Raw genomic sequence first — 21,376 nt, forward strand, 5'->3', positions numbered from 1 at the left:
TGTTTGTAGCAGGTCGCATACGGTGTCTCGTATGACGATCCGACGGGCCGAGCAGTCCGACTTCCGTAATCTGTGCGTTACTGCGATGAGGGCCTTTGCCGACGACCCAGTCATGCGCTGGCTCTACCCAGACGACGCCGACTATTTCCTTCCGAATGGTGCGGTGTTCGGGAGCTCGATGACCAACTGGTTGGCGAGTCAACAGCCGTGGTGCACCGATGATGCTGCGGCGTTGGCCATCTGGTTTCCACCGGTTGAGCCGGAGGCGCCGGAGCCAGAGCGGATCAAAATCGGCCCGCCACCGAGCGAAGATCAGCTCGCCCGCTTCGCGCTCATTGGCCCGGTCATGGCCGAGAACAAACCTGTCGAGCCGCACTGGTATCTCCAACTGCTTGCTACCCATCCCGACTGGCAGCGACTCGGCCTCGGAGCGCAACTTATGCAAGTGGCTTTCGAGCAAGCCGACCAACAGGGCGTTCCGTGCTACCTCGAAACCGAACGACCCGAACTTGTCGCGTACTACCGAACGTTTGGTTTCGATGTGTGCAGCGAGTGGGTTGTTGATCCTGAGGCAACCCTCGGTGAGGTCGGCCCAAAGATGTGGGGCATGTACCGCCCGACGCCATGACATCAACCGCTACAGCTGGACCAGCTCTCCCAAAATGGAGACCATTTCACCCACTCAGTAGTAAGAAATGGTCTCCATTTCGGAACGAGCCCCGTCATCGGCCGAAACTGGGATCGTCGCGATGCGCCACGCGAGAGAGATGGTCTCCATTTTGGAAGGGGGGTGAGGGAAGGGCTGAGGCGATGGCGGCGTGGGCGCGTGCTCGGAGGTCGGCCACGGCGTGCTCGAGACCTTCTGGATCGCGATACAGCGCGCTGCCAGCGATGAGGATGTTCGCCCCAGCCGCCGCGGCACCACCGATCGTGGTGGGGCTGATGCCGCCGTCCACTTCGAGTTCGATCTCGTCGCCGCGACCCGAGTCGTCGATCATCTTGCGAACCTGGGCAATCTTTGGTTCCATCGTGGAGATGTAGGCCTGGCCTCCGAAGCCTGGGTTGACCGTCATCACCAGTACGAGGTCGACGAGATCGAGAACATGTTCGATGGCGCTGACAGGTGTCGCCGGGTTGAGGGCCACTGCGGCATTGGCACCCAGCTCGTTGATGTTGGCGAGCGTGCGATGCAAATGCGTGCAAGCTTCGGCGTGCACGATGAGGCGTGAGCAACCGGCATCGATGTACTGCTTGGCCATCACGTCGGGCGTATAGACCATCATGTGCGCCTCGAACGGCACGTTGCAATGCTGGCGGGCCGACTTGATGATGTCGGGGCCGAAGGTGAGGTTCGGCACGAATTGTCCGTCCATCACGTCCCACTGGATCAGATCGACCCCGGCGGCTTCGAGGTCAGCGACTTCCTGACCGAGCTTCGAGAAGTCGGCGGGGAGGACGGAGGGAGCGATCTGAATTGGACGTGCCACGCTGGCCAAAGTTAGCCGCGGTCGATGTCTGAGCTGAAAAGTCCGGTGTCGCTGTCAGTCGTACGACGAGTTGACGTCGTTCCACTTCTCGTCGTCGTTGTCCCACGCGTCGTTGCGTTTGGACGATGTGGCCTGCCAGTTCTCGGCTTCGGCCTTCGTGTCGTACGGTCCGAGGGTTTGGTCGCCGGGGCCACGATTGTCGGCTCGGACTGCAATCTTTTTGTCGAGATCCCAGTACCAATCGGTGTCCTTGGTTTCGACGACGCGTGTGTTGATCTTGCGTTCTGGCATGCCCTCATTCTTTCATCACCCGTCGGTCCTCATCCGACGCAGCACAGAGTCGTCGTCGTACGCTGGAGAGATGCGTCTCACCGTGCGTCCAGATCGACTCGTTGCAGGCGGCGAGGCCATGGCGCGTGATGACGATGGACGGGTTGTCTTTATTCGGGGTGCATTGCCCGGTGAACTGGTCGAGGTCGAAGTGTCGTTGGCCAAGAAAGACTTCGCCAAGGGCACGGTCGCCGAAGTGATCGAGCCGTCGGACGACCGCATCGACCCGCAGTGCTATCACCGCCGGATGGGATGTGGCGGATGCGGTTGGATGCACATCGACGCGTATGCGCAGCTCGAAGCGAAGACCGAGATCGTCCGGGAATCGCTGCGCCGTATTGCCCGGATCGATCCTGACGTTGTGGAGGGCATTGTCGATATGGGCGCCTCCGGCGAACCGTTCCGTTATCGCACGACAATTCGTGTCGTTGGTGGGCCCGACGGTGGGCTCGGTTTCCGCGAAGAAGGCTCCGACACCGTGGTGTCGGTGAACAGCTGTGAAGTTGCCGTCCAGCAACTCTCCGACCTGCTGCCGCTGTTGACGATTCAGCCTGGCGTCGAAGTAACGCTGCGCGCTTCGGTCGACACCGGAGGGATCACTGCCCGATGGGCCAAGCCGAAAGGGAAAGCTGGAACAGGCCTCGTCAGCGGCATCCCCGAGGACGTACACATCGGTGACCGCGGGTTCTTGACCGAGGTCGTCGATGGCGTCACGCTCCGAGTGTCCGCTGGGTCGTTCTTCCAGTCGGGTGTCGGCGCCGCCGAGATGCTCGTCGATGCAGTTCGCCGGGCAGCTCCAGAAGCCGCAACAGCACAACACGCCGTCGACGCGTACGGCGGTGTGGGCCTCTTTGCCGCCACGGTGTTGGCCGGTGCCTCCAAGGTCACGGTGCTCGAGCAGTCGAAGTCGTCGTGCTTCGACGCCGAACACAATCTGGCCGGTCGCGACGCAGCGGTGATCCGCGGCGAAGTTGGCAATTGGGCGGCGTCCGACGAGCAACCGGTCGACCTCGTCATTGCCGACCCGGCCCGATCCGGCCTCGGAAAGCCAGGGGTCGCAGCACTCGTCACGGCATCGCCGGCACCCATCGTGCTGATCAACTGTGATCCGGTGTCGCTCGCCCGTGACGTCACACTGCTTGCCGAGCACGGTTACCACCCTGAGCGTGTTGAAGTGCTCGATATCTTCCCGCAGACACACCATGTTGAAACGGTCACGCGTTTCGTCGTTCGATGAGTCCCGGCGACACGCACGCTCCCGGATCGTCGCCTGCTGAAAAAGATTCTGAAGCGGTTCATCTGCCAGCTGCATCGCCCCGTAGAAATGATGTGAAGCCGGAATTCGTCGAAGCATCTGACGCCGCACTCGTGGTGTCGATCAGCCGCTATGAGCAAGCCGCGCTCGCTGAGGCATACCGTCGCAATGCCGGGGCCGTCTACGGGCTGGCCAAGCGGTTGCTCAGTGACCACGCTCGCGCCGAAGAGATCGTGCAGGAAGTGTTCGTTCGACTGTGGAACCAGCCCGACCGTTTCGACCCTGATCGCGGCACCTTGCGGAGCTTCCTTCTCGCCCAGACGCACGGCCGATCGGTCGACATGATCCGGTCTGATGTGGCCCGTCGGAGGCGCGAAGAACGAGAAAGCCTTGCGCAGGCCGAAGGTGGCTATGACCTCGCACGCGAGGTGTGGGACATGGCGCTCGCCGGCCACGTCCGCGAAGCGCTCGAGGTGCTCACGCCGGGCGAACGCGCTGCCATTGAATTAGCCTATTTCGGCGGCCGTACCTACCGAGAAGCTGCGGACGAACTCGGTGAGGCCGAAGGAACAGTGAAGAGTCGGATTCGAGTCGGACTGAAGCGCCTCCGAAGCGAACTGTCGGCTGTCGGCATTACAAATGGAGCTGAGTGAACATGGATACCGACATGAATGAATCGTCGAGAGACAACTACGACCTCGACGAACTCCTCGGTGCCTACGCGCTCGACGCGGTTTCGCCCGAAGAGGCAAAGCGAGTCGAGGACTACCTGGCCATCAATCCGAAGGCAGCCGCTGAGGTCCGCGAACACCGCGAAGTTGCAACAATGCTGGCGTTTACCGGCATGGACGCTCCCGAAGGTGTGTGGAGTCTGATCGAGCAGGAACTCAACGCTCCGGCGCCCGCTCCGGGTCCTGAACTGGCAAAGGTGATGGCGCTCTCCGGGGCCCCACGCAAGCGTCGCATCTCGACCGTTGCACCGTGGTTGGTCTCGGCGGCTGCTGCAGCGATCGTGGGCATCGCCGCGGTCGGGTTGGCTGACCGGGCATTAGCTCCAATCGATCCATTGGCTGCGGCATACGATGCAGCGGATGGCGACCGTGATTCGGGCCGGGCCACGCTCGTCGCAGACGGTTCGACCGCCCAAGCCACCGCCGTGATCGATCAAGATGGCCACGGATTTATCCGTGCCGGAGCACTTCCGTCGCTTCCAGACGGCCAGACGTACCAGTTGTGGGGCGTCGTCGACACTGGCGCCGCGGAACCCGACGTGATCTCGCTCGGCATCTTTGGCCCCAACCCGGAACTCGAGACCTTCACGACCGACACTGCTGTCGTTGCGCTAGCGATCACCATCGAAAAGGCTCCGGGCGTCATCTCGAATGGCAATCCTGAGGGCATCTACATCGGCGAAGTCAACTGACGCGGTTCTTCCACCTGACCCGTGGCGCTGAGGCATAGCCTGCGGCTCGTGATGCAACCGAAATTGTCCGCACCTGTCGCCGATGCGCTCGCCTCCGGGCGTGCGGTGGTGGCGCTCGAGTCGACGATTTTTTCCAACCTCGGCCTGCCGTCTCCGGCGAACGTCGATGCGTTAGAGCGCTGCCTCGAAGCGATCTCGAGTCGTGGCGCAGTTCCGGCCGTGACAGCGGTGCTTGATGGCGTCGTGCGGCTTGGGCTCGAAGCAGACGAACACGAACGGATCCTTGGCACTGCCCGCAAGGCAGCCGAGCGTGATATCCCGGTTGCTGTCGGCCAGCGCTGGGAATTCGGGGCAACAACCGTCTCGGCCTCTGTGGCCATCGCTGCCGCAGCGGGCGTCACCGTCTTCGCCACGGGCGGCCTGGGTGGGGTACACCGCGGTGCCGATGCGACTGGCGACGTTTCAGCGGATCTGGATGCGCTGGCTCGCCATCGCATCGTGGCCGTCTCCGCCGGAGCGAAGGCGTTCCTCGACCTGCCGCGCACGCTTGAGTACCTCGAAACGATGGGCGTTCCGGTCCTTGGTTGGCAGCACGACTGGTTCCCGGCGTTCTACACCCGGTCGTCCGGATTGCCGATTCCGCATCGGGTTGAGTCTGCTGATGAGGTCGCTCGGATCGCGGCATCGCTGACTCGTTCGCAGTCGGGGATGTTGCTCACCGTGCCAATCCCTGCAGCCGACGAGCTCGATGCAAGTCATCTCGACGAGGTGCTGGCCGGAGCGCTCGCTGAGTGCGCAGCGCAGGGCGTCACCGGTGCCGCCATCACACCGTTCGTGCTCGGTCGAATCGGCGAGGCGACAGACGGCCGGAGCATCCCGGCGAACCTTTCTCTCGCTGAGAACAACGCGAAGGTCGCCGCCGACGTGGCCGTTGCAATCGCTGCTCTCGCCGTCGGCTGAGCCGCCTGATCGATTTTCAGCGCCTGAGCCGCTGCTCGACGCGATCGAGGAACATCAACCGCTCCGAATCGGAGCACCGATCGACGTTATACAGCGCGAGCCACGAGGTGCGGCACAGCGGATGGCACATCGCGCGCAGGCTGCGGGTGATTGTTCGCTTGCCGCCCTCGCCCTCCACCATGTTGATGTACTTCGGTGACCCGTGGGTCGTCACCGCAACGACCCTGCGTACGTTGCGCAGCCGCGGCGCCAGGCGGTTCGCTCCTTCGGGGAGTTCCCAGGCGACTCCGCTGGCCCAGACACGGTCGAACCATCCCTTGAGCATCGCGGGTTGCCCCGACCACCAGGTCGGGTAGACAAGTACGAGGGTGTCGCACCACATGAGATCATCGGCATGCGATGCAATCGATGGGTCAACGCCTGGATCGAGGTGTGTGGCGTGCTCGTCGGCACGCAGTTCAGGAGTAAAGCCCTCACCGTAGAGATCGGTGAGGCGCACCTCGGCACCCGATGCTTCGAGGCCAGCCACGACTCGATCGCGCGCAGCAGCAACGAACGACGTGGGGGAGGGATGGCAATAGACCACGAGGGCTCGCCGTGTCATCGCAGGTCCGTCATCGCAGCTCTGTCATCGACCGTTCGACCCGGGCAGCAAAATCGGCCCGCTGCTCGACGGTCGACGTGTCGATCGCGTAGAGGCCGTGCCAATGCGTGCGGACGCCGAACCCGCAGCTCAAACGAAGGGCTCGCATGATTGTTCGCCGGCCGTTGTCGTTGACGACCCGAACGACCGACTTCGGCGATCCGTATGTGGAGATCCCAACCAGGTGGCGAACGTTGGTGAGGCCGGGCCGGATCTTGCCCGTCCGGGCATCGAGTGTAAACCCCACGCCCGGCACCATCACTCGTTCCATCCAGCCTTTCAAGATCGCAGGCAGCCCGCTCCACCAGGTCGGATAGACGAAGATCAACGCATCGACACTGCGGACCAGGTCGGCGGATGTCTGTACGAGCGGATCGAGGATTGGTTCATCGCCCTGGTACGCCTTCCGCTCGGCTTCGCTCATCGCCGCCCGGAACCCCTCGGCGTAGAGGTCAATGACATCGACGCGGTGTCCGGCAATCTCGAGGCCGGTGACGGCACGTTGGGCGAGGGCGTGGGCGTAGCTGTCTCCACGGGGGTGCGCGAGAACGACGGCGGCATGCACGTTGTCATTGTTGCTGACGTCTGGGCACAACGCCGCAGTCAGTCGACGGCGACCTCGTCACGGTCAGATTTCAAGGTGAGAAACTGAGTGCCGGCGACGAAGAGAAGAAGGATGCCGAACATCACGTTCGACACCCCTGTACTGATGCCATCGGCGATGATTCCGCCTGTGATTGCCGACAGGACGCCGCACCCACCCGCGACCGCTGCGACCTTGAGGTCGACGTTGGCGTTTGCCCGATTGCGGATGGTCCCCATGATCGAGGTCGGCACGATCACGGCGACCGAGGTGCCCTTGGCGATCAAGGGCACCATGCCGAACAGCACCACCATCGCGGGCACCATGACGACGCCGCCGCCGATTCCGAGCAGCCCCGAAAGCGTGCCTGTGGCGAGGCCGATGATCACGAGCAGCACGCCTGACCAGGTGGTGAGGTTGTCGCGGCCGGTGGTCTCGGTGGCGAGGAACAGCCGGACAGCGGTCGCCAGCACAGTGACGATGAACACGATGGTGATCGTGCGTTTCGGCAGGATTGTGAGCAGCTTGGTGCCGATGATTGCGCCGGTCACCGTGCCGATGGCCATTAAGGGAGCAACCGCCCAGTCGACGTTGCCGTTGACGACGTAGGTGCTGAGGCTGGCGAGCGCAATCGGCAACGTTGCTGCGAGTGAGGTGCCGTGAGCAAGGCGCCGTTCAAGCTTGGCGACGAGGACCAAGCCTGGCACGATGATCAAACCGCCGCCAACCCCGAAGAGTCCGCCGAGAGCGCCCGCTGCGAGGCCGACGAGCGCGACGATGCGCATGTCGGGCCTGGTCGTTGTCGGCGCTGCCACGTTCGTCACGGGGCGCACACTACGAGCAAGCCGAGCTGACCACATCGTTCCGCCGACTCCTGTTGGCTATGGCCAAAATTATCGACATCGAAGACATCGGACCGGCGTCTGCCAAGAAGCGCGCGGCCTGAGGGGTGAGTACCGCTGGCAGGCTGCTGAAGGTCGCGGATCACTCCGCTGGCCCAATGATCTCGCCAAGCAGGCCGCCAAGATGCCCGCGTTGTTTCACACGGATCTTGCCACCGGCCTCTGCTGGTGGACTCCGACCATTGCCGTGATGCGTGCGGACAGTACGGTCAGCGCCCAATGAGCGCTCCCAACCTCTTCGCTGACGATTCGATTCTCTCCGACGACCCCGTCGATGCCGATGGAAACCCACTCGAGGTCCTGCATGACCGCGAGTACAGGGTCCGTGCGTTCAGATTGGCCCCTGACCGTGTGCTGATCCGCGGCGCCGTGCGCGATCAGAAGCCGCCGGGCTTGTACATCCCGGAGGATCCCGAGCCGCTGACCATCCATCACATGTTGGTCGACATCGAAGTGGCGTACCCGTCAATGGAGATCGTTGCGGCCAAGGTGCACATGGAGACGCACCCGAACCTCGAATGCACGCGAATCGAACCGCACTACGGCAAGCTCGTCGGGCTGTCGATCGCCCGTGGGTTCACCCACAAGGTCAGAGAGTTGTTCGGCGGGCCGCGGGCCTGCACGCACACCACAGCGCTGCTCCAGGCGATGGCGCCGGTCGCAATCCAGTGCGTCTGGTCCATGCGGGCGTCTGATGCAAGCAAGCCCGGGGGAGCCGACAGTGGCGTTCCGATGGAGCGTTCTGACATGTGGAAAATGAACCTCAACACGTGTCACGTCTGGGCCGAGGACTCCGAGGTTGTTGCCAAGTACGCCGCGGGTGGAACCTTCGAACCGCCCGAGTTCGCACGCGAACGGATGGTCGAACTCGGCATCTCGCCGAGCGACTGGGCCAAGCGGATGGGTTCCTAACTCGACGTCGGGCCGGGAGCGTCGCGCATGGTTGCGGGGATCGTGGCCCTGTGGTGTGATGACTACTCGGTCGTCGTCGCTGCGGTGTTTTCAGAAGTCGATCTGACCAGAGCCGAGTCAGAGCCCGATGTACCGTTTGAACTGGCCTGACAGCGGGAGCTGATCCCGACCGGACCTCCCTCGTCAGTCCATGTTCGCTGGCTGGGTTCAGGTGCGACAGCACACGTGTCGAACGACGAGTCGAATTCGAGGGTGTCGATTGCCGTGGGACCTGGCACACTAAGCGACGTACATGGTGGTCATAGCTCAATAGGTAGAGCACCAGGTTGTGATCCTGGCGGTTGGGGGTTCAAGTCCCCTTGGCCACCCCATTCGCAGGCATCGAGCGGGTGTCTGGCAAGAAATTGCTTGATACCCTCTCCGCCCGCTTGCTTCTCTAGCTCAATGGCAGAGCAGTTGACTCTTAATCAATTGGTTCTGGGTTCGAATCCCAGGGGAAGCACCACGAAGAAAGCCTCCGGCTGCGCAAGCGCAGCCGGAGGCTTTCTTCGTTTTCCGGTGCATTCAGAAAGTCGGGATCGCTTGGTTTGAGGCCAAAGAAGCATGAACCGAGTTGGCGGGCGCCGCTCAGCGGGACCAGGCGTGCTGTTCGCGGTAGCGCCCGACGCTGAGCGGAGTGCTGCGCTGCCGTCGCCGGCGCAGGCTCGCGGTTCCCAGCATGATGGCCACGCCAATCACAATCGAGGCGATGCCGATGAGCAGTGTGCTGCTGAGCGACTTGTTGGCCAGACGCGGGAAGACTCCCATCCAGGTGCTTTCCGACAGCCCAGCGAGGGGCCCGGCCGGAACCAGGTAACCGAGGATGATCACGCCGACTCCGGCGACGCCGAGTCCGACGGCAAGGGCAAAAGTCAATTCGCCTCGCTCGGGTCGTGTCAGGAAGCCGGCGATGAACAGCAGGAGTGCGCCGGCAGCAGAGACCAGCATGATCCAACGCGTCGCGGTGTTGATGAACGACAGTGATCCCACGATCGGGACGGGCAGGGTCAGGTCGGGGGAGATGGCAGCGCGTTCGTCGCGCACGATCATGTATTGCTCAGCCGGTGTGATGATGACAGGTGCGTCGTTCTCGCCGATGAGCCGGGCGTGGGCGTCGCTGACGAATCCACCCATGAGTGCGGCTCCGTCGTTGAGGCGCGAGATCTGCTCGACAAATTCTTTGAGCTGGGCGGTAGAGACACCGAGCGGCGCAGCGTCAGCGCTGGCGATCAGGGTGGCGACGTCGCTGCGGATGTCGGCGTCACCGAGGATCGCGTAGGAGACGGAGGCGTCTGAAGAGGGCGAGAACGCTACGTGTTGAAACCACCACGTGCTGATCGAGACTGCCATCAGGACGCAGGAAACCAGGAGCAGGAGTCCTGCGAGAGATCGACGCACCAGGAGAGTCTTGCAAATCTGTGACCACTTGCACGACTGCTCGATGGAATCAGTCACGCTGGCGGTTGTCGAGACCCTCCGTAACCTGATGGCGTGAATCGTTCTGGAATGGTCCGCATGCTCGCCCGGGGAGCCCTTCGCAGGTGTCCGCGCTGCAACGGCAAAGGTGCATTTTTCACCGGATGGTTTGAGAAGGCGCCCCATTGCCAAACCTGCGGACTGCGTTGGCGGCGGGGTGACGTGGGTTTCGAACTTGGTGCTGCAGCGATGGCCGCCGTGATCAACCTCGGTCCGTTGCTCCTGGTGCTTGGTGTCGCCATCGTTGTCTCCTGGCCATCGATTCCGGTGGTGCCGCTTCTGATTTTCTTCATCCCGTCGGCGCTCGTGTTGCCACTTTTGACGTATCCGTTGTCCTACACGGTGTGGCAAGCGCTTGATCTGGCAATGCGCCCGGTGCAGCCAGATGACTTTGACGTCGAGTTCATCGTCCGCGATGTGCTGCCGACCGACCTCGATAACTGACGTTCTCCGGCGCTGTGCGGGTGCCGTACGAGGGGTCTCGAATATTTCTTGACTGTTCGAACGGTTGGTCCTTGCCCGAACAGTCGTTCGTTGGTTACACTGCTGTTATTCCAACAACGAGTTCGTCATCGAGTTCGTCATCGAGTTCAACAACGAGTTCAACAACGAGTTGCTCAGTCGCAGAGCAGGCGCACGAAACAGCTCTTCGATCAACTCTGTGACACCCCATCTTTATGGTGACAAGCAACAAGTCATTCGGGCACTGTCAATCGGCAATGAGCCCCGCCACCGCCGAGAACGGCACAACGAAAGAGAGACGGAACCATGGCAGCAGGAACCAACAAGGAACAAAGCAAGGCCCTCGAGATGGCACTCGCTCAGATCGACAAGCAGTTCGGTGTTGGTGCTGTCATGAAGATGGGCGAACGCACCAACATGGCGATCGAGGTCGTGTCGACAGGTGCGTTGGCGCTCGACCTTGCACTCGGAGTCGGGGGGCTGCCGCGTGGCCGCGTCACCGAAATCTTTGGTCCGGAGTCATCGGGTAAGTCGACGCTCGCCATGCACGTGGTCGCCGAAGCGCAGCGCAACGGCGGCGTGTGTGCCTACATCGACGCTGAGCACGCGATGGATCCGATCTACGCCGCGGCCATTGGTGTCGACGTCGATCAACTGCTCATCTCGCAGCCGGACACCGGTGAGCAGGCGCTCGAGATCTGCGACATGCTGACCCGCTCCGGAGCGATCGATGTGATTGTCATCGACTCGGTCGCAGCGCTGACACCTCGTGCCGAGATCGAAGGCGAAATGGGCGACATGCATGTCGGTCTGCAGGCTCGTCTGATGAGCCAGGCCCTCCGCAAGCTCACTGGCAACCTGAGTAAGACGAAGACGATCTGTATCTTCATCAACCAGTTGCGCGAGAAGATTGGCGTCATGTTCGGTTCGCCCGAAACCACCCCCGGTGGCCGCGCGCTGAAGTTTTACTCGTCGGTTCGGCTCGACATCCGTCGCATCGAAGCGCTGAAGGACGGCACTGACATCGTTGGTAACCGCACCCGTGTCAAGGTCGTCAAGAATAAGGTGGCGCCGCCGTTCCGCCAGGCCGAGTTCGACATCATGTACGGCAAGGGCATTAGCCGTGAAGGCTCCCTCGTCGATCTGTCCGTCGACTTGGCCATTGTCAAGAAGTCTGGCGCCTGGTTCACCTACGAAGGTGAGCAGCTCGGCCAGGGTCGTGAAAAGGCCAAGGATTATCTCCGCAGCAACCCCGAGATAATGATGGAAATCAGCGACAAGGTCCTCATTGCCAGCGGTCTGAAGGAAGATCCCAATGCCCCGGTCATCGTCGACGACGCCGAAGTAACAGAGGATGCCTTTACCGCAGCCGACGATCAGCCGATCAGACTCGACTGATCAACTCGGTTTCCACATCATCGAGCGGCCGGATCGGCGGCACTGGTCGGGCCTGACCAGTGCTCCATTCGGCCGCTCTCTGGCGTTTTCAGGCCGTGCTGCATCGCCAGTTGAGGCGGGCGGGTGATGGTGTGGGTGATGTGGCGGGTGATGTGGCGGGTGATGGGGCGGGTGATGAGGATGTCGGACTCCCGCATCCGACATCCTCATCTGAGTGGTGAGCTGGACGGCTGTCAGAACTCGATGGAGTAGATGCGAGCTGCAGTTCCGGAGAACATCTCGTCTTGTTCGGCGTCGCTGAACTGGGCAGCAATTTTCTTCAGGCCGTTGTAGAGGACCGGGAACGAGAGTGAGAAGCGGTCGACGGGGAAATTGCTCTCGAACATGCACCGCCCGGGGCCGAATGCCTCGATCGTGTGCAGGTAGTACCGGCCCTGTGCCTCGACGAATTCGTCGGACGTCGGGGGAGCGGCGGCGAGGTGGTAGCCGAAGCCGTTGTCGGGCATGGCGAGCCCGCCGATCTTGGCCACGACGTTGTCGCAGGCAGCGAGTGCCGTGATGTCGAGCTTCCACTGCTCGAAGATCTCGTCGCGCTTGCCTGCGTACTGGCCGACGCCGCATGGCGTACCAAAGTGGTCGAGCACCATCATCGTGTCTGGCGCGGACTTGGCGAGTGACAGCATCTGGTGGTTCTGATGGTGGTAGTGCCAGGTGTCGTAGGTGAGGCCCCGTTCGCCGAGGCGCTTAACGCCAGCGATGAAGGCCGGGTTTTCGAACTTGCCCTCTGGGTTGGCGGCCGGGATCATCATTGCTTCGGGTTCGGTGGCACGTGCGAGTGCGTCGCGGATGCCACGGAATCGACCCTTGCTGGCTTCGACGTGGGCATCAAGTACCTCGTCGAGGTGTGCAGCGTCAGCGAGGTCGGTGTGGCCGACGATTGCCGCGATCGGTGGGCTCGACGACACCTCGGCAGCGAGATACTCGGCGCTCTCGACGACAAACTCGGTTTCGCCGACAGGTTTCAGGTGGAGCGGACCATCGGTGCGGTAGGCCGAACTGCACTCCATGAAGATCGTGGCGACGACGTTGTGGCCGCTCGCAGTGTCGAACGCCAACTCGTTGGGTCCGTAGGGGAGCGCGCCGTCAGGACGCCACAGATGATGATGCGGATCGATGATCCGACGATCAGGATCGATGATTGGCTCAACGACCTGATCGAGCCAGTCCTGGGTTCCGTGCGAGGGTGCTGCGTTACTCATCCCACAGTTTGTAGTCGCTCAGTGAACTCCGTCGTGATGCGGAGCGGACCGAGCAGCGCCGCGGTCAGCTATTGAACGCGTAGGTGCCGTCAACGAACGGCTTGAAGATCATCAAGACGAGGCTGGCCACCAGGGTCAGGTGGGTGATGCCAATGCCCATCGACATCTTTTTCTTGGCGTTATCGGAGGTGTCGCTGATGGCCGGCCGGATGAGAAACCAGCTGACGGCGACGGTGCCGACCCAGAGTGCGATGGTGATCGTGATCCACCACATCTCGGCCAGAGCGAACTTGTTCACACCGGCCATGCCCATGCCGACAACCCACAGCAGGATCAGTGCGGGGAAAACAAGCTTCATGTGCAGGGCAGCCATGGCGCTGGTTTCGCCGGCGCGCTGCAGACGCGGGTACAGGAACAACGGGCCGAACGCGGCAACGATGCTCAGGACGTGGACGAAATAGAGGAGCTTGACGAGGGTCTGGCTCTCGTTGAGGAAGATGGCGATCACGGGCGGAACGCTACCCGCTCGCAACTTGGGTGGGTAGCCTGCTTCTTATGTCCGACACGGCTCCCGACGCCCAGCGCAGTTACATCGTGCGCACGATGGGGTGCCAGATGAACGATCACGATTCTGAGCGGATCGCTGGCCTCCTCGAAGCTGATGGCCTCGTGCGTGCCGCGTCTGAGTCAGATGCCGATGTCGTCGTGCTGAACACGTGCTGTATTCGAGAGAACGCCGACAACAAGCTGTACGGCAACCTGGGTCACCTGAAGACCTGGAAGGGCGAGAAGGACGGCCGCCAAATCGTCGTGGCGGGTTGCCTTGCTCAGAAGGATCAGGAACTTGTTGCCCAGAAAGCCGGCCACGTCGATGTTGTGATGGGCACGCACAACGTCCACCGAGCAGCCGAACTGCTCGAAGCATCGAAGTCGTCTGAGGTGCCGATCACCGAGATCCTCCAAGAAGCGGTCATCGACGATCATGCGATGTTCCCGTCGGCGCTCCCGGCGCGTCGTGAGACCTCGTACAACGCGTGGCTCACGATCCAGATCGGCTGCGACAACAACTGTGCGTTCTGCATCGTGCCGGCGGTGCGCGGCGCCGAGATCAGCCGCCCGTACGTCGACATCGTTGGTGAAGCTGAACAGCTCGCAGCCGACGGCGTCACCGAGGTCACGCTGCTTGGTCAGAACGTCAACAGCTACGGCCGCGACCTGCAGCTTGCTGCGCGCCAAGCCGGCGACGAGTCAGCCAAGCTGCGCCCACTCTTTTCAGGCCTGCTCCGTGACGTCGGTGCGGTCAAAGGCATCCGTCGCGTGCGGTTCACCAGCCCGCACCCGAAAGACATGCGGCCGGACACGTTCGCGGCGATGGCCGAAACGCCCGAGGTCTGCGAGCACCTGCACTACCCGTTGCAATCCGGCAGTGATCGCGTGCTTGCTCTGATGCACCGCGGCTACACCAGTGCTCGCTATCTGGAGCGGCTCGGGCAGGCTCGTGCGGCAATCGATGATCTCGCCGTCTCAACCGACATCATCGTCGGTTTCCCGGGTGAAACAGAAGACGACTTCGAACGCACGCTCGAAGTCGCTGCGGCTGCCGAATACGATTATGCCTACACGTTTATCTTCTCGCCGCGACCCGGAACTGAAGCTGCGGAGATGGAGGCCGACTTCGTTGAGGCGGCGGTTGCGAGTGAGCGGTTCCAGCGCCTGCGCATCGTTGTCGAGCGTTCCGCTCTGTTGAAGCATGAGGCCCGCCTTGGCCGTGTCGAAGAAGTGCTGGTCGAGGGCCCGAGTAAACGTGATCCAAACGTGATCAGCGGTCGTACGCGCCAGAACAAGCTGGTTCATTTCGTACCACCGCGTCCGCTGCGGACAGGCAGCTATGCGACGGTCCGCATCACCCGCGCCGCGCCGCACTTTCTCGAAGGCGACTTTGTCGAGTTCCTTTCTGAGCCGGCGCACAAGATCCGCATCCCCGTCTCAGCGCTGTAGGTCAGTGACCCTCGGACGTCGCCACATTGACCGTGCAGTGCAACCGAACGTCCGGCGTGGCCTGCCCCGCACTACATTGAGGCTCGATGGGTGAAGCGACCGAGGATCCGCAACTGGCCGAGTACCGATCGAGCATCGACAACATCGATGCTGCGCTCGTTCACCTGCTGGCCGAGCGGTTCAAGGTGACCAAGGCAGTTGGGCGGTACAAGGCAACAGCCGAGTTGCCGCCAGCCGACCCCGCTCGCGAAGAGGTCCAGATCGCACGGCTCCGATTGATGGCCGAAGCGGCAGGCCTCGACCTGGCGTTCACCGAGAAGTTCCTCCGGTTCATCGTTGCTGAAGTGATCCATCACCATCAGCGCATCGCCGAAGGCGAACACCTCTGATCAGTCGGCCGCCACGCGTTGCGGTCATTGGATCGACCGCATCGGGCAAGTCGTCGGTCGCCATGGCTGTCGCCGCTGAACTTGGTGATGTCGAGTTGATCTCGGTGGACTCGATGCAGGTGTATCGAGGCATGGACATCGGCACAGCGAAGCCCTCGACGCAAGATCAGGAAGCTGTTCGTCACTACTGCATCGACCTCGTCGAGCCGACCGCCGAGTTCACGGTCGCCGAGTTCAAACGGGCGCATGCAACGGCGCTCGATGGCATCGCGGCCGGGGCCCAGCGCGCCCTGCTCGTCGGCGGAACCGGGCTCTATCACCGCGTCGTGATCGACGACTTCGACCTCCCAGGGGAGTGGCCTGAGGTGAGAGCCGGTCTCGATCATCACGAGACAAACACGCTCTACCAGCGGCTTGGCGAGCTCGACCCGAAGGCCATTGAGAAGATCGAGCCCGAGAATCGCCGACGTTTGCAGCGTGCACTGGAAGTGACGATCGGTAGCGGCAGGCCCTTCAGTTCGTTCGGGCCGGGAGTCGACCACTATCCCGACACCGGGGTCGCGCAGATTGGTTTGCGGTGGCCTCGGCCGGTCATTGCCCAGCGCATCGAAGCCCGCATTCATGCCATGATCGATGCCGGATTGGTTGCCGAAGTGGCAGCGCTGAACGAGGCGGGATTTTCCAAGACATCCGCCCAGGCGCTCGGTTACAAGGAAACCCTGCAACATCTTCGTGGCGAGATCAGCCACGATGAAGCAGTGGCGATGATTATCACCCGAACGAGGCAGTTCGCTGTACGTCAGGAGCGATGGTTCCGCCGTGATCCACGCGTACGCTGGATTGACATCGAGAGCGATCCGGTCGCCGAGGTGGCGCCCACCGTGATTGAAGAATTGCAGCGAGCATGACGACCCTGACTCTGACCAAGCACCACGGCCTCGGCAACGATTTCCTGGTGCTCTTCGACCCGCCTGATGTCGATCACGCGCTCCTCGCAACACAGCTCTGTAACCGCCACACCGGCCTCGGCGCCGATGGCTTGCTGTTGGCGCACGACGCCGAGGGCTACGCAGCGAAGATGACGCTGTACAACGCCGACGGATCACGAGCGGAAATGAGCGGCAACGGAATTCGCTGCTTCGCCCAGGCCGTTGCAGCGCGTCGTGGCGACCTCGGCCCACAGTTGATCCTCACCGACGCAGGCGATCGAGTCGTGGTGCTTGCGAGTACCGATGACGAACACACGATCTTGGCGCAGGTCGAGATGGGCGAAGTCGGCGTCATCGACGAGCCGTTGGGCTGGGCGGCTCTGGCCTGCCACCCCGATCGACCCGTTGCGCATCTCACCATGGGTAACCCGCACAGCATCGTCGGCGTCGACGAAGTCGCTGTTGTCGACTTGGCTGACCTGGGCGGCAAAGTTCCGCACGTCAACCTCGAGATCGTCGAGCCGGGCCCGGAGAGCAACGCGATCACCATGCGCGTCCACGAGCGTGGCGCTGGGATCACCTTTGCCTGCGGCACGGGCGCCTGCGCATCGGCCTACGCCGCAGCGCAGTGGGGGCTCGCCACACCGATCGACGGTGAGGTCGTTGTCCACATGGACGGTGGTAGCGCCATTGTCAGGTTCTCGCCCGAAACTCCGACATTCGCCGTGCTGACTGGGCCGGCGACACACATCGCAACGATTCAGGTGCCACTGCAATGAGAAGGACAGCGTGACGACTCCGTACAACGAAGCACTCGCCGAGACACTGATTGATCGGACGATCCGAGAGAAAATCGTGCTCGTCGCCGTGACGCTTCCCGGTGACAACGAAGAGTCAACCGAGGCAAGCCTCAACGAACTCGCTTTACTCATCGACACGGCGGGTGCCGACGAGGTCGGCCGCATGGTCCAGAAGCGAGCCGCGCCCGATCACACCTGGTACATCGGTAAGGGCAAGGTGGAAGAGCTCAAGCAGCTCTGCCTCGCCGTCGACGCTGACACCGTGGTGTTCGACAACAACCTGGGGCCGGCACAGCAGTTCAATCTTGAAAAGTTGTTGGGTCGAACGGCGATCGACCGCACGGCAGTCATCCTCGATATTTTCGGGCAGAACGCACACACGCTTGAAGGCAAGGCGCAGGTCGAACTCGCTCTCCTGCGCTACCGGCTCCCGCGTCTACGGCGGGGTCTTTCCGACAAACAGGCGCAGCAGCGCGGTGGCGTCGGCGGACGGTTCGGTAGTGGAGAGACGAAGACCGAAGTTGAGCGTCGACGGATCAAACGACGGATCACCAAGATCGAGAAAGACCTCGACGGTCTCGCCGAGACCCGTTTGTTGCAGCGCAAGGGGCGCAACAAGAGCGGCCTGGCGAACGTGGCGATCGTCGGCTACACCAACGCAGGCAAGTCGACACTGCTGAACCAGCTGACCGATTCGGGCGTGCTGGTCGAAGACCGTCTTTTCGCCACGCTCGACCCGACCACGCGCCGCCTCGCGCTGCCCGGTGGCGAGCCCGTGCTGCTCTCCGACACGGTCGGCTTCATCAGTCGCTTGCCGCACGGTCTCATCGAGTCGTTCAAGGGAACGCTTGAAGTCGCGGCGATGGCCGACTACCTCGTGCATGTCGTCGACACCACGTCGCCCGACCCCGAGGGGCAGATCGATGCCGTTCGCAAAGTGCTCGGTGACATCGATGCGGCTGAAGTTCCCGAACTCCTCGTGTTCAACAAGGCCGATGCAGAGCCGGAAATCGCCAAGGAACTGACGGATCGTCATCCCGGTTCGGTTGCGATCAGTGCGGCCACTGGCGACGGCGTCGAGGTCTTCCTCCGAACCCTGACCGATCGGCTCCGGGTGCTGGCTGTCGTCTACGAAGTTTTGGTCCCGTACGAACGTGGCGACATCCTCGCCTCGGTGCACCGAGAAGGTGAAGTTGTCTCGATCGGTGATGGTGCCGGCCCGACCGAGGAGGCCTGGTTGATCCGGGCGCGTCTTTCTGATGCATCCGCAGGTCGACTCAGCGAGTTCGTCATTGGCAAGACGAATGGGTCTGATAGCGCACCGACTGGGTCCGAGGCCTGACCATGGTTGCCATCGAAGCGCTGACCGGTCCGTTCACGCCGCCGCCGTATCCGTACGATCGGCTGAATCGGCTCAAGCCGATCGCCAACGAATTCGACGGCGGAGCGGTCGACCTGTCCATCGGTACGCCCTTCGATCCGCCGCCCGCTGCGGTGATCGAGGCGCTTGCCACAAGCGGCGCCGAGCGTGGCTATCCGCCGAGTATGGGCACCCCTGTGTTTCGTATGGCGTGCAGCAATTGGATGCAGCGGCGCCTCGGCGTCGAGGTTCCGATCGACCAGATCGCAGCTGCCGTAGGCTCCAAAGAGTTCGTCGCGTCGCTGCCGGGCTACATGAAACTGCGCCGCCCCGAACGCGACACGGTGCTGTATCCAGCCATCTCGTATCCGTCGTACGCGATGGGTGCCATGCTTGGTCAGTGCCGCTCAGTGTCGGTGCCGTTCGGCCCCGATGGAGCGCTCGACCTCGGCGCAGTCGACCAGGCCGACATCGAGCGAGCGCTCCTTTTGTGGGTCAACAGCCCGGGCAACCCGACCGGTCATCTCGACGATCTCAAAGCCGCAGCAACCTGGGGGCGTTCCAACGGGATCCCCGTGTTCTCGGACGAGTGCTACATCGAGTTCACCTGGGACGGACCGCCTCGTACGATTCTCGAACATGGGCTCGACGGCGTCGTTGCCGTGCACTCGTTGTCGAAGCGCTCGAACCTGGCCGGAGCCCGAGCTGGCTTCTATGCCGGCGATGCCGAGATCGTCGACTTCTTGAAGAGCGTCCGCCAGCACGGTGGCTTGCTCGTTCCCGGTCCGGTGCAGGCAGCGGCTGCGGTCGCCTATGACGACGACGTCCACGTCGAAGAGCAGCGCAACCGCTATCGCTCGCGCCTCGACCTTCTTGCCGACGTGATCTCTGAGTGGTCCGGCATCGAGGTGCAGCGGCCCGGGGGAGCGTTCTACCTCTGGATCCCCGTCGAAGATGGATGGCAGTTCACCGAACGGCTCGCAGCCGAAGGTGGAGCCATTGTCAGCCCCGGTGAGTTTTATGGCGTCGATGGCACGAGCTTCGTGCGCGTTGCCGTGGTACAACCAGACGACAAAATCGAACTCGTGGCGCGCCGCCTGGCCGCTGCTACCTGACCACGATGTGCTCGCCACACCGGCGGGCGCGAGACGGAGCAAGATGAACTCGAACAGACGCACTAGATGTAGGGCTGCGGGCGTTCTCGTGTTGATTGTCGGGCTACTCGCTGCCGGTGGCCTGTGGTACTCGGCAGGGCAGCGGCCATCCGATGCCGTGCGGAACTTTGCACGCGCGCCGGTCGGCTGTGACACGACCCTCAATTTTGAAGTGGCCGGCGAATTTCTCGTTTTCGTCGAGACCAAGGGCGAAATCGGTGGCGTGACCGGAAGCTGTGGGGCGCCCGGTGCGTTCGGGCAACTCGGCACTCCGCAAGACCTTCCACCCGTTCGCCTCGTCTTGACGGGACCTGACGGCGCAGACATCGCGCTCGACACCCGCACCGGGGTCGACTACGACGCAGCTGGCTCGGCGGGCCAGTTGATCCAGACGTTCGTCGTGGAGATCCCCGGCGACCACGTGTTGCGTGTCGAGTCGAAGAACGACTCCGAGCCGGCTGTGTTCGCCATCGCCATTGGGCGTGATCCGAATAGAGGTGTGCAACCGCTGCAGCTCGGCGCGTTTGCCGCAGGAATCGCTGGGTTGATCGTCGGACTTTTACTCATCGCGATGAGCCGTCGCCGCAGAACTCCTGAAGTAACGGTGCCTGCTGATCCGTGGTCAAGTTCAGCGCCGTGGCCGACATCACCTCCGGTGGCGCAACAGCCTCCGCAAGCAGCAGGATGGCAACCGCAGCCCGGGCCACCGATGCAGGCGCCGGTCACTCCAGTTCAGTCGCGTCCTCCGGGGCAACCACCGTTCACGACACCGACTGCTCCACCATCGGCTCCGTCTCCGTGGGCTCCGCCGGAGATGCCCAGTCAGTAGCTGAGTCGATCAGTAGCTGAGTCGATCAGTAGCTGAGTCGATCAGTAGCTGGGTCAGCGCGGCTCAGTAGCGGCGCATCACCGTGACGACTTTGCCGTACACCTCGACCTGATCGGCGGAGAACACCATTGGCTCCATGGTGGGGTTGTGCGGAGTCAGCGTGACTTCGGCGCCCGAACGGGAGTACGTCTTGACCGTGGCCTCGCCGCCCGGGATGCCTGCGACGACGATGTCGCCGTTGGCTGGGTGATCGATCTGGGTGGCAACGACGTAGTCGCCATTGAGGATGCCCGCACCGATCATTGACTCGCCGCGCACGCGCAGCATGAACAGCTCGCCTTCACCGGCGAAGTCGACGGGAACTGGCAGGAGCTCTTCGACGTTCTCGGCGGCCAGCACATTGGTACCGGCGGCGACATCGCCGATGAGTGGGACGTGGCGCACCGGACGTTTGTCCATCATCGCGCCACTGTTCGAGTCGTATCGAACTTCGATGGCGCGGGGCTTGCTGGGGTCGCGGCGCAGGTAGCCGTGACGCTGCAGGGTGTTCAGGTGGCTGTGGACCGTGGACGGCGAGGTGAGGCCGACGGCATCGCCGATCTCACGAACCGACGGCGGGAACCCACGATCGCGCATCTGCTGTTCGATGAAATCGAGAATGTCGCGCTGACGCTTACTGATCTTGGGAGCCATGGGAACATGATATTGCCTGGAGCCGGCCAGGTCAAACATCTGTACTACAAACGTCCGTTCGACAAATCTCGTCAAAACGGTTGACATCGAACACC

At 62.5% G+C, this 21,376-nt stretch carries 25 protein-coding genes and 2 tRNA genes; 17 read left to right on the top strand and 10 right to left on the bottom strand.

What is annotated here, in order from left to right; translation table 11 throughout:
- Nucleotides 1-31 precede the first annotated feature (31 nt).
- A complete protein-coding gene (locus ACH2EI_RS03105; protein ID WP_395152878.1) occupies nt 32-628 on the top strand; it encodes a GNAT family N-acetyltransferase in 597 nt (198 codons plus the stop codon).
- Nucleotides 629-722: 94 nt separating this feature from the next.
- On the opposite strand, the gene rpe is transcribed toward ACH2EI_RS03105, so the two are convergent.
- Both rpe and ACH2EI_RS03115 read right to left on the bottom strand, forming a co-directional pair.
- Entirely contained in the window at nt 723-1,487 is a 765-nt protein-coding gene (gene rpe, locus ACH2EI_RS03110) for a ribulose-phosphate 3-epimerase (protein WP_395152879.1), read from the bottom strand.
- Between the two features lie 54 nt (nt 1,488-1,541).
- On the bottom strand, nt 1,542-1,778 hold the full coding sequence (locus tag ACH2EI_RS03115; RefSeq protein WP_395152880.1) for an SPOR domain-containing protein: 237 nt from the start codon (nt 1,776-1,778) through the stop codon (nt 1,542-1,544).
- 70 nt (nt 1,779-1,848) lie between these two features.
- Between ACH2EI_RS03115 and ACH2EI_RS03120 the strand changes: the two genes are divergently transcribed.
- From ACH2EI_RS03120 to ACH2EI_RS03135, 4 genes are read left to right on the top strand one after another with little or no spacing between them, the layout of a single operon-like run.
- Entirely contained in the window at nt 1,849-3,054 is a 1,206-nt protein-coding gene (locus ACH2EI_RS03120) for a class I SAM-dependent RNA methyltransferase (RefSeq protein WP_395152881.1), read from the top strand.
- Nucleotides 3,051-3,725, top strand: coding sequence for a sigma-70 family RNA polymerase sigma factor (locus ACH2EI_RS03125; RefSeq protein WP_395159117.1), 675 nt, complete (start codon nt 3,051-3,053; stop codon nt 3,723-3,725). Before ACH2EI_RS03120 ends, ACH2EI_RS03125 begins: the two co-directional genes overlap by 4 nt.
- Before the next feature lie 14 nt (nt 3,726-3,739).
- Nucleotides 3,740-4,495 (top strand): anti-sigma factor domain-containing protein, encoded by a 756-nt coding sequence (locus tag ACH2EI_RS03130; protein ID WP_395152883.1) that lies wholly within the window; start codon nt 3,740-3,742, stop codon nt 4,493-4,495.
- A gap of 51 nt (nt 4,496-4,546) precedes the next feature.
- The gene (locus ACH2EI_RS03135; protein WP_395152922.1) at nt 4,547-5,455 is read left to right on the top strand and encodes a pseudouridine-5'-phosphate glycosidase; all 909 of its coding nucleotides are present in this window, start codon (nt 4,547-4,549) and stop codon (nt 5,453-5,455) included.
- A gap of 16 nt (nt 5,456-5,471) precedes the next feature.
- On the opposite strand, the gene ACH2EI_RS03140 is transcribed toward ACH2EI_RS03135, so the two are convergent.
- Genes ACH2EI_RS03140 through ACH2EI_RS03150 form a run of 3 tightly spaced genes read right to left on the bottom strand, consistent with a single transcriptional unit; the run spans nt 5,472 to nt 7,505 of the window.
- A complete protein-coding gene (locus ACH2EI_RS03140) occupies nt 5,472-6,059 on the bottom strand; it encodes an NAD(P)H-dependent oxidoreductase (RefSeq protein ID WP_395152884.1) in 588 nt (195 codons plus the stop codon).
- A gap of 10 nt (nt 6,060-6,069) precedes the next feature.
- The gene (locus ACH2EI_RS03145) at nt 6,070-6,663 is read right to left on the bottom strand and encodes an NAD(P)H-dependent oxidoreductase (RefSeq protein ID WP_395152885.1); all 594 of its coding nucleotides are present in this window, start codon (nt 6,661-6,663) and stop codon (nt 6,070-6,072) included.
- A gap of 38 nt (nt 6,664-6,701) precedes the next feature.
- Complete coding sequence (locus ACH2EI_RS03150; protein WP_395152886.1) at nt 6,702-7,505, bottom strand: sulfite exporter TauE/SafE family protein; 804 nt, start codon at nt 7,503-7,505, stop codon at nt 6,702-6,704.
- 297 nt (nt 7,506-7,802) lie between these two features.
- On the opposite strand from ACH2EI_RS03150, the gene ACH2EI_RS03155 reads away from it, so the two are divergent.
- The 3 genes from ACH2EI_RS03155 to ACH2EI_RS03165 all read left to right on the top strand — a co-directional run bounded on the left by ACH2EI_RS03155 (nt 7,803) and on the right by ACH2EI_RS03165 (nt 9,000).
- On the top strand, nt 7,803-8,495 hold the full coding sequence (locus ACH2EI_RS03155; RefSeq protein ID WP_395152887.1) for a DUF2889 domain-containing protein: 693 nt from the start codon (nt 7,803-7,805) through the stop codon (nt 8,493-8,495).
- Between the two features lie 295 nt (nt 8,496-8,790).
- A tRNA-His gene (locus ACH2EI_RS03160) sits at nt 8,791-8,866 on the top strand.
- A 59-nt stretch (nt 8,867-8,925) separates the two neighbouring features.
- Nucleotides 8,926-9,000 (top strand) — tRNA-Lys (locus ACH2EI_RS03165).
- A 122-nt stretch (nt 9,001-9,122) separates the two neighbouring features.
- Here ACH2EI_RS03165 and ACH2EI_RS03170 read toward each other — a convergent pair.
- Nucleotides 9,123-9,932 carry a hypothetical protein gene (locus ACH2EI_RS03170; protein ID WP_395152888.1) on the bottom strand — a complete coding sequence of 270 codons (810 nt, stop codon included), beginning with the start codon at nt 9,930-9,932 and terminating at the stop codon, nt 9,123-9,125.
- Between the two features lie 93 nt (nt 9,933-10,025).
- Between ACH2EI_RS03170 and ACH2EI_RS03175 the strand changes: the two genes are divergently transcribed.
- The gene (locus ACH2EI_RS03175) at nt 10,026-10,454 is read left to right on the top strand and encodes a DUF983 domain-containing protein (RefSeq protein WP_395159119.1); all 429 of its coding nucleotides are present in this window, start codon (nt 10,026-10,028) and stop codon (nt 10,452-10,454) included.
- Between the two features lie 324 nt (nt 10,455-10,778).
- Complete coding sequence (gene recA, locus ACH2EI_RS03180; protein ID WP_395152889.1) at nt 10,779-11,870, top strand: recombinase RecA; 1,092 nt, start codon at nt 10,779-10,781, stop codon at nt 11,868-11,870.
- A gap of 17 nt (nt 11,871-11,887) precedes the next feature.
- On the opposite strand, the gene ACH2EI_RS03185 is transcribed toward recA, so the two are convergent.
- The 3 genes from ACH2EI_RS03185 to ACH2EI_RS03195 all read right to left on the bottom strand — a co-directional run bounded on the left by ACH2EI_RS03185 (nt 11,888) and on the right by ACH2EI_RS03195 (nt 13,637).
- Entirely contained in the window at nt 11,888-12,067 is a 180-nt protein-coding gene (locus ACH2EI_RS03185; protein ID WP_395152890.1) for a hypothetical protein, read from the bottom strand.
- 36 nt (nt 12,068-12,103) lie between these two features.
- On the bottom strand, nt 12,104-13,129 hold the full coding sequence (locus ACH2EI_RS03190) for an amidohydrolase family protein (protein WP_395152891.1): 1,026 nt from the start codon (nt 13,127-13,129) through the stop codon (nt 12,104-12,106).
- 64 nt (nt 13,130-13,193) lie between these two features.
- Complete coding sequence (locus tag ACH2EI_RS03195) at nt 13,194-13,637, bottom strand: hypothetical protein (protein ID WP_395152892.1); 444 nt, start codon at nt 13,635-13,637, stop codon at nt 13,194-13,196.
- A gap of 47 nt (nt 13,638-13,684) precedes the next feature.
- Between ACH2EI_RS03195 and miaB the strand changes: the two genes are divergently transcribed.
- From miaB to ACH2EI_RS03230, 7 genes are all read left to right on the top strand, one after another.
- On the top strand, nt 13,685-15,127 hold the full coding sequence (gene miaB, locus ACH2EI_RS03200; RefSeq protein ID WP_395152893.1) for a tRNA (N6-isopentenyl adenosine(37)-C2)-methylthiotransferase MiaB: 1,443 nt from the start codon (nt 13,685-13,687) through the stop codon (nt 15,125-15,127).
- Between the two features lie 86 nt (nt 15,128-15,213).
- Nucleotides 15,214-15,516 carry a chorismate mutase gene (locus ACH2EI_RS03205; RefSeq protein WP_395152894.1) on the top strand — a complete coding sequence of 101 codons (303 nt, stop codon included), beginning with the start codon at nt 15,214-15,216 and terminating at the stop codon, nt 15,514-15,516.
- 26 nt (nt 15,517-15,542) lie between these two features.
- Entirely contained in the window at nt 15,543-16,424 is an 882-nt protein-coding gene (gene miaA, locus ACH2EI_RS03210) for a tRNA (adenosine(37)-N6)-dimethylallyltransferase MiaA (RefSeq protein ID WP_395152924.1), read from the top strand.
- Nucleotides 16,421-17,224, top strand: a complete 804-nt coding sequence (gene dapF, locus ACH2EI_RS03215) for a diaminopimelate epimerase (RefSeq protein ID WP_395152895.1) — start codon at nt 16,421-16,423, stop codon at nt 17,222-17,224. Before miaA ends, dapF begins: the two co-directional genes overlap by 4 nt.
- A gap of 10 nt (nt 17,225-17,234) precedes the next feature.
- Nucleotides 17,235-18,587, top strand: a complete 1,353-nt coding sequence (gene hflX / locus ACH2EI_RS03220) for a GTPase HflX (RefSeq protein WP_395152896.1) — start codon at nt 17,235-17,237, stop codon at nt 18,585-18,587.
- 2 nt (nt 18,588-18,589) lie between these two features.
- On the top strand, nt 18,590-19,720 hold the full coding sequence (locus ACH2EI_RS03225; protein WP_395152897.1) for an aminotransferase class I/II-fold pyridoxal phosphate-dependent enzyme: 1,131 nt from the start codon (nt 18,590-18,592) through the stop codon (nt 19,718-19,720).
- Between the two features lie 43 nt (nt 19,721-19,763).
- On the top strand, nt 19,764-20,588 hold the full coding sequence (locus ACH2EI_RS03230) for a hypothetical protein (RefSeq protein ID WP_395152898.1): 825 nt from the start codon (nt 19,764-19,766) through the stop codon (nt 20,586-20,588).
- A 63-nt stretch (nt 20,589-20,651) separates the two neighbouring features.
- Here the strand turns inward: ACH2EI_RS03230 and lexA are convergent, their stop codons facing one another.
- Complete coding sequence (lexA, locus tag ACH2EI_RS03235; RefSeq protein ID WP_395152899.1) at nt 20,652-21,281, bottom strand: transcriptional repressor LexA; 630 nt, start codon at nt 21,279-21,281, stop codon at nt 20,652-20,654.
- Between the last annotated feature and the right edge of the window lie 95 nt (nt 21,282-21,376).

It is taken from the genome of Ilumatobacter sp. (assembly GCF_041688325.1).
Taxonomy (GTDB): domain Bacteria; phylum Actinomycetota; class Acidimicrobiia; order Acidimicrobiales; family Ilumatobacteraceae; genus Ilumatobacter_A.

Coding starts and splice junctions, on each gene's coding strand:
- ACH2EI_RS03205 (WP_395152894.1), top strand. CDS start 15,214: ATGGGTGAAGCGACCGAGGATCCGCAACTGGCCGAGTACCGATCGAGC.
- dapF (WP_395152895.1), top strand. CDS start 16,421: ATGACGACCCTGACTCTGACCAAGCACCACGGCCTCGGCAACGATTTC.
- ACH2EI_RS03115 (WP_395152880.1), bottom strand. CDS start 1,778: ATGCCAGAACGCAAGATCAACACACGCGTCGTCGAAACCAAGGACACC.
- ACH2EI_RS03140 (WP_395152884.1), bottom strand. CDS start 6,059: ATGACACGGCGAGCCCTCGTGGTCTATTGCCATCCCTCCCCCACGTCG.
- ACH2EI_RS03125 (WP_395159117.1), top strand. CDS start 3,051: ATGAGTCCCGGCGACACGCACGCTCCCGGATCGTCGCCTGCTGAAAAA.
- ACH2EI_RS03105 (WP_395152878.1), top strand. CDS start 32: ATGACGATCCGACGGGCCGAGCAGTCCGACTTCCGTAATCTGTGCGTT.
- ACH2EI_RS03135 (WP_395152922.1), top strand. CDS start 4,547: ATGCAACCGAAATTGTCCGCACCTGTCGCCGATGCGCTCGCCTCCGGG.
- ACH2EI_RS03155 (WP_395152887.1), top strand. CDS start 7,803: ATGAGCGCTCCCAACCTCTTCGCTGACGATTCGATTCTCTCCGACGAC.
- ACH2EI_RS03230 (WP_395152898.1), top strand. CDS start 19,764: ATGAACTCGAACAGACGCACTAGATGTAGGGCTGCGGGCGTTCTCGTG.
- miaB (WP_395152893.1), top strand. CDS start 13,685: ATGTCCGACACGGCTCCCGACGCCCAGCGCAGTTACATCGTGCGCACG.
- lexA (WP_395152899.1), bottom strand. CDS start 21,281: ATGGCTCCCAAGATCAGTAAGCGTCAGCGCGACATTCTCGATTTCATC.
- ACH2EI_RS03190 (WP_395152891.1), bottom strand. CDS start 13,129: ATGAGTAACGCAGCACCCTCGCACGGAACCCAGGACTGGCTCGATCAG.
- ACH2EI_RS03120 (WP_395152881.1), top strand. CDS start 1,849: ATGCGTCTCACCGTGCGTCCAGATCGACTCGTTGCAGGCGGCGAGGCC.
- ACH2EI_RS03185 (WP_395152890.1), bottom strand. CDS start 12,067: ATGCGGGAGTCCGACATCCTCATCACCCGCCCCATCACCCGCCACATC.
- recA (WP_395152889.1), top strand. CDS start 10,779: ATGGCAGCAGGAACCAACAAGGAACAAAGCAAGGCCCTCGAGATGGCA.
- ACH2EI_RS03130 (WP_395152883.1), top strand. CDS start 3,740: ATGAATGAATCGTCGAGAGACAACTACGACCTCGACGAACTCCTCGGT.
- ACH2EI_RS03225 (WP_395152897.1), top strand. CDS start 18,590: ATGGTTGCCATCGAAGCGCTGACCGGTCCGTTCACGCCGCCGCCGTAT.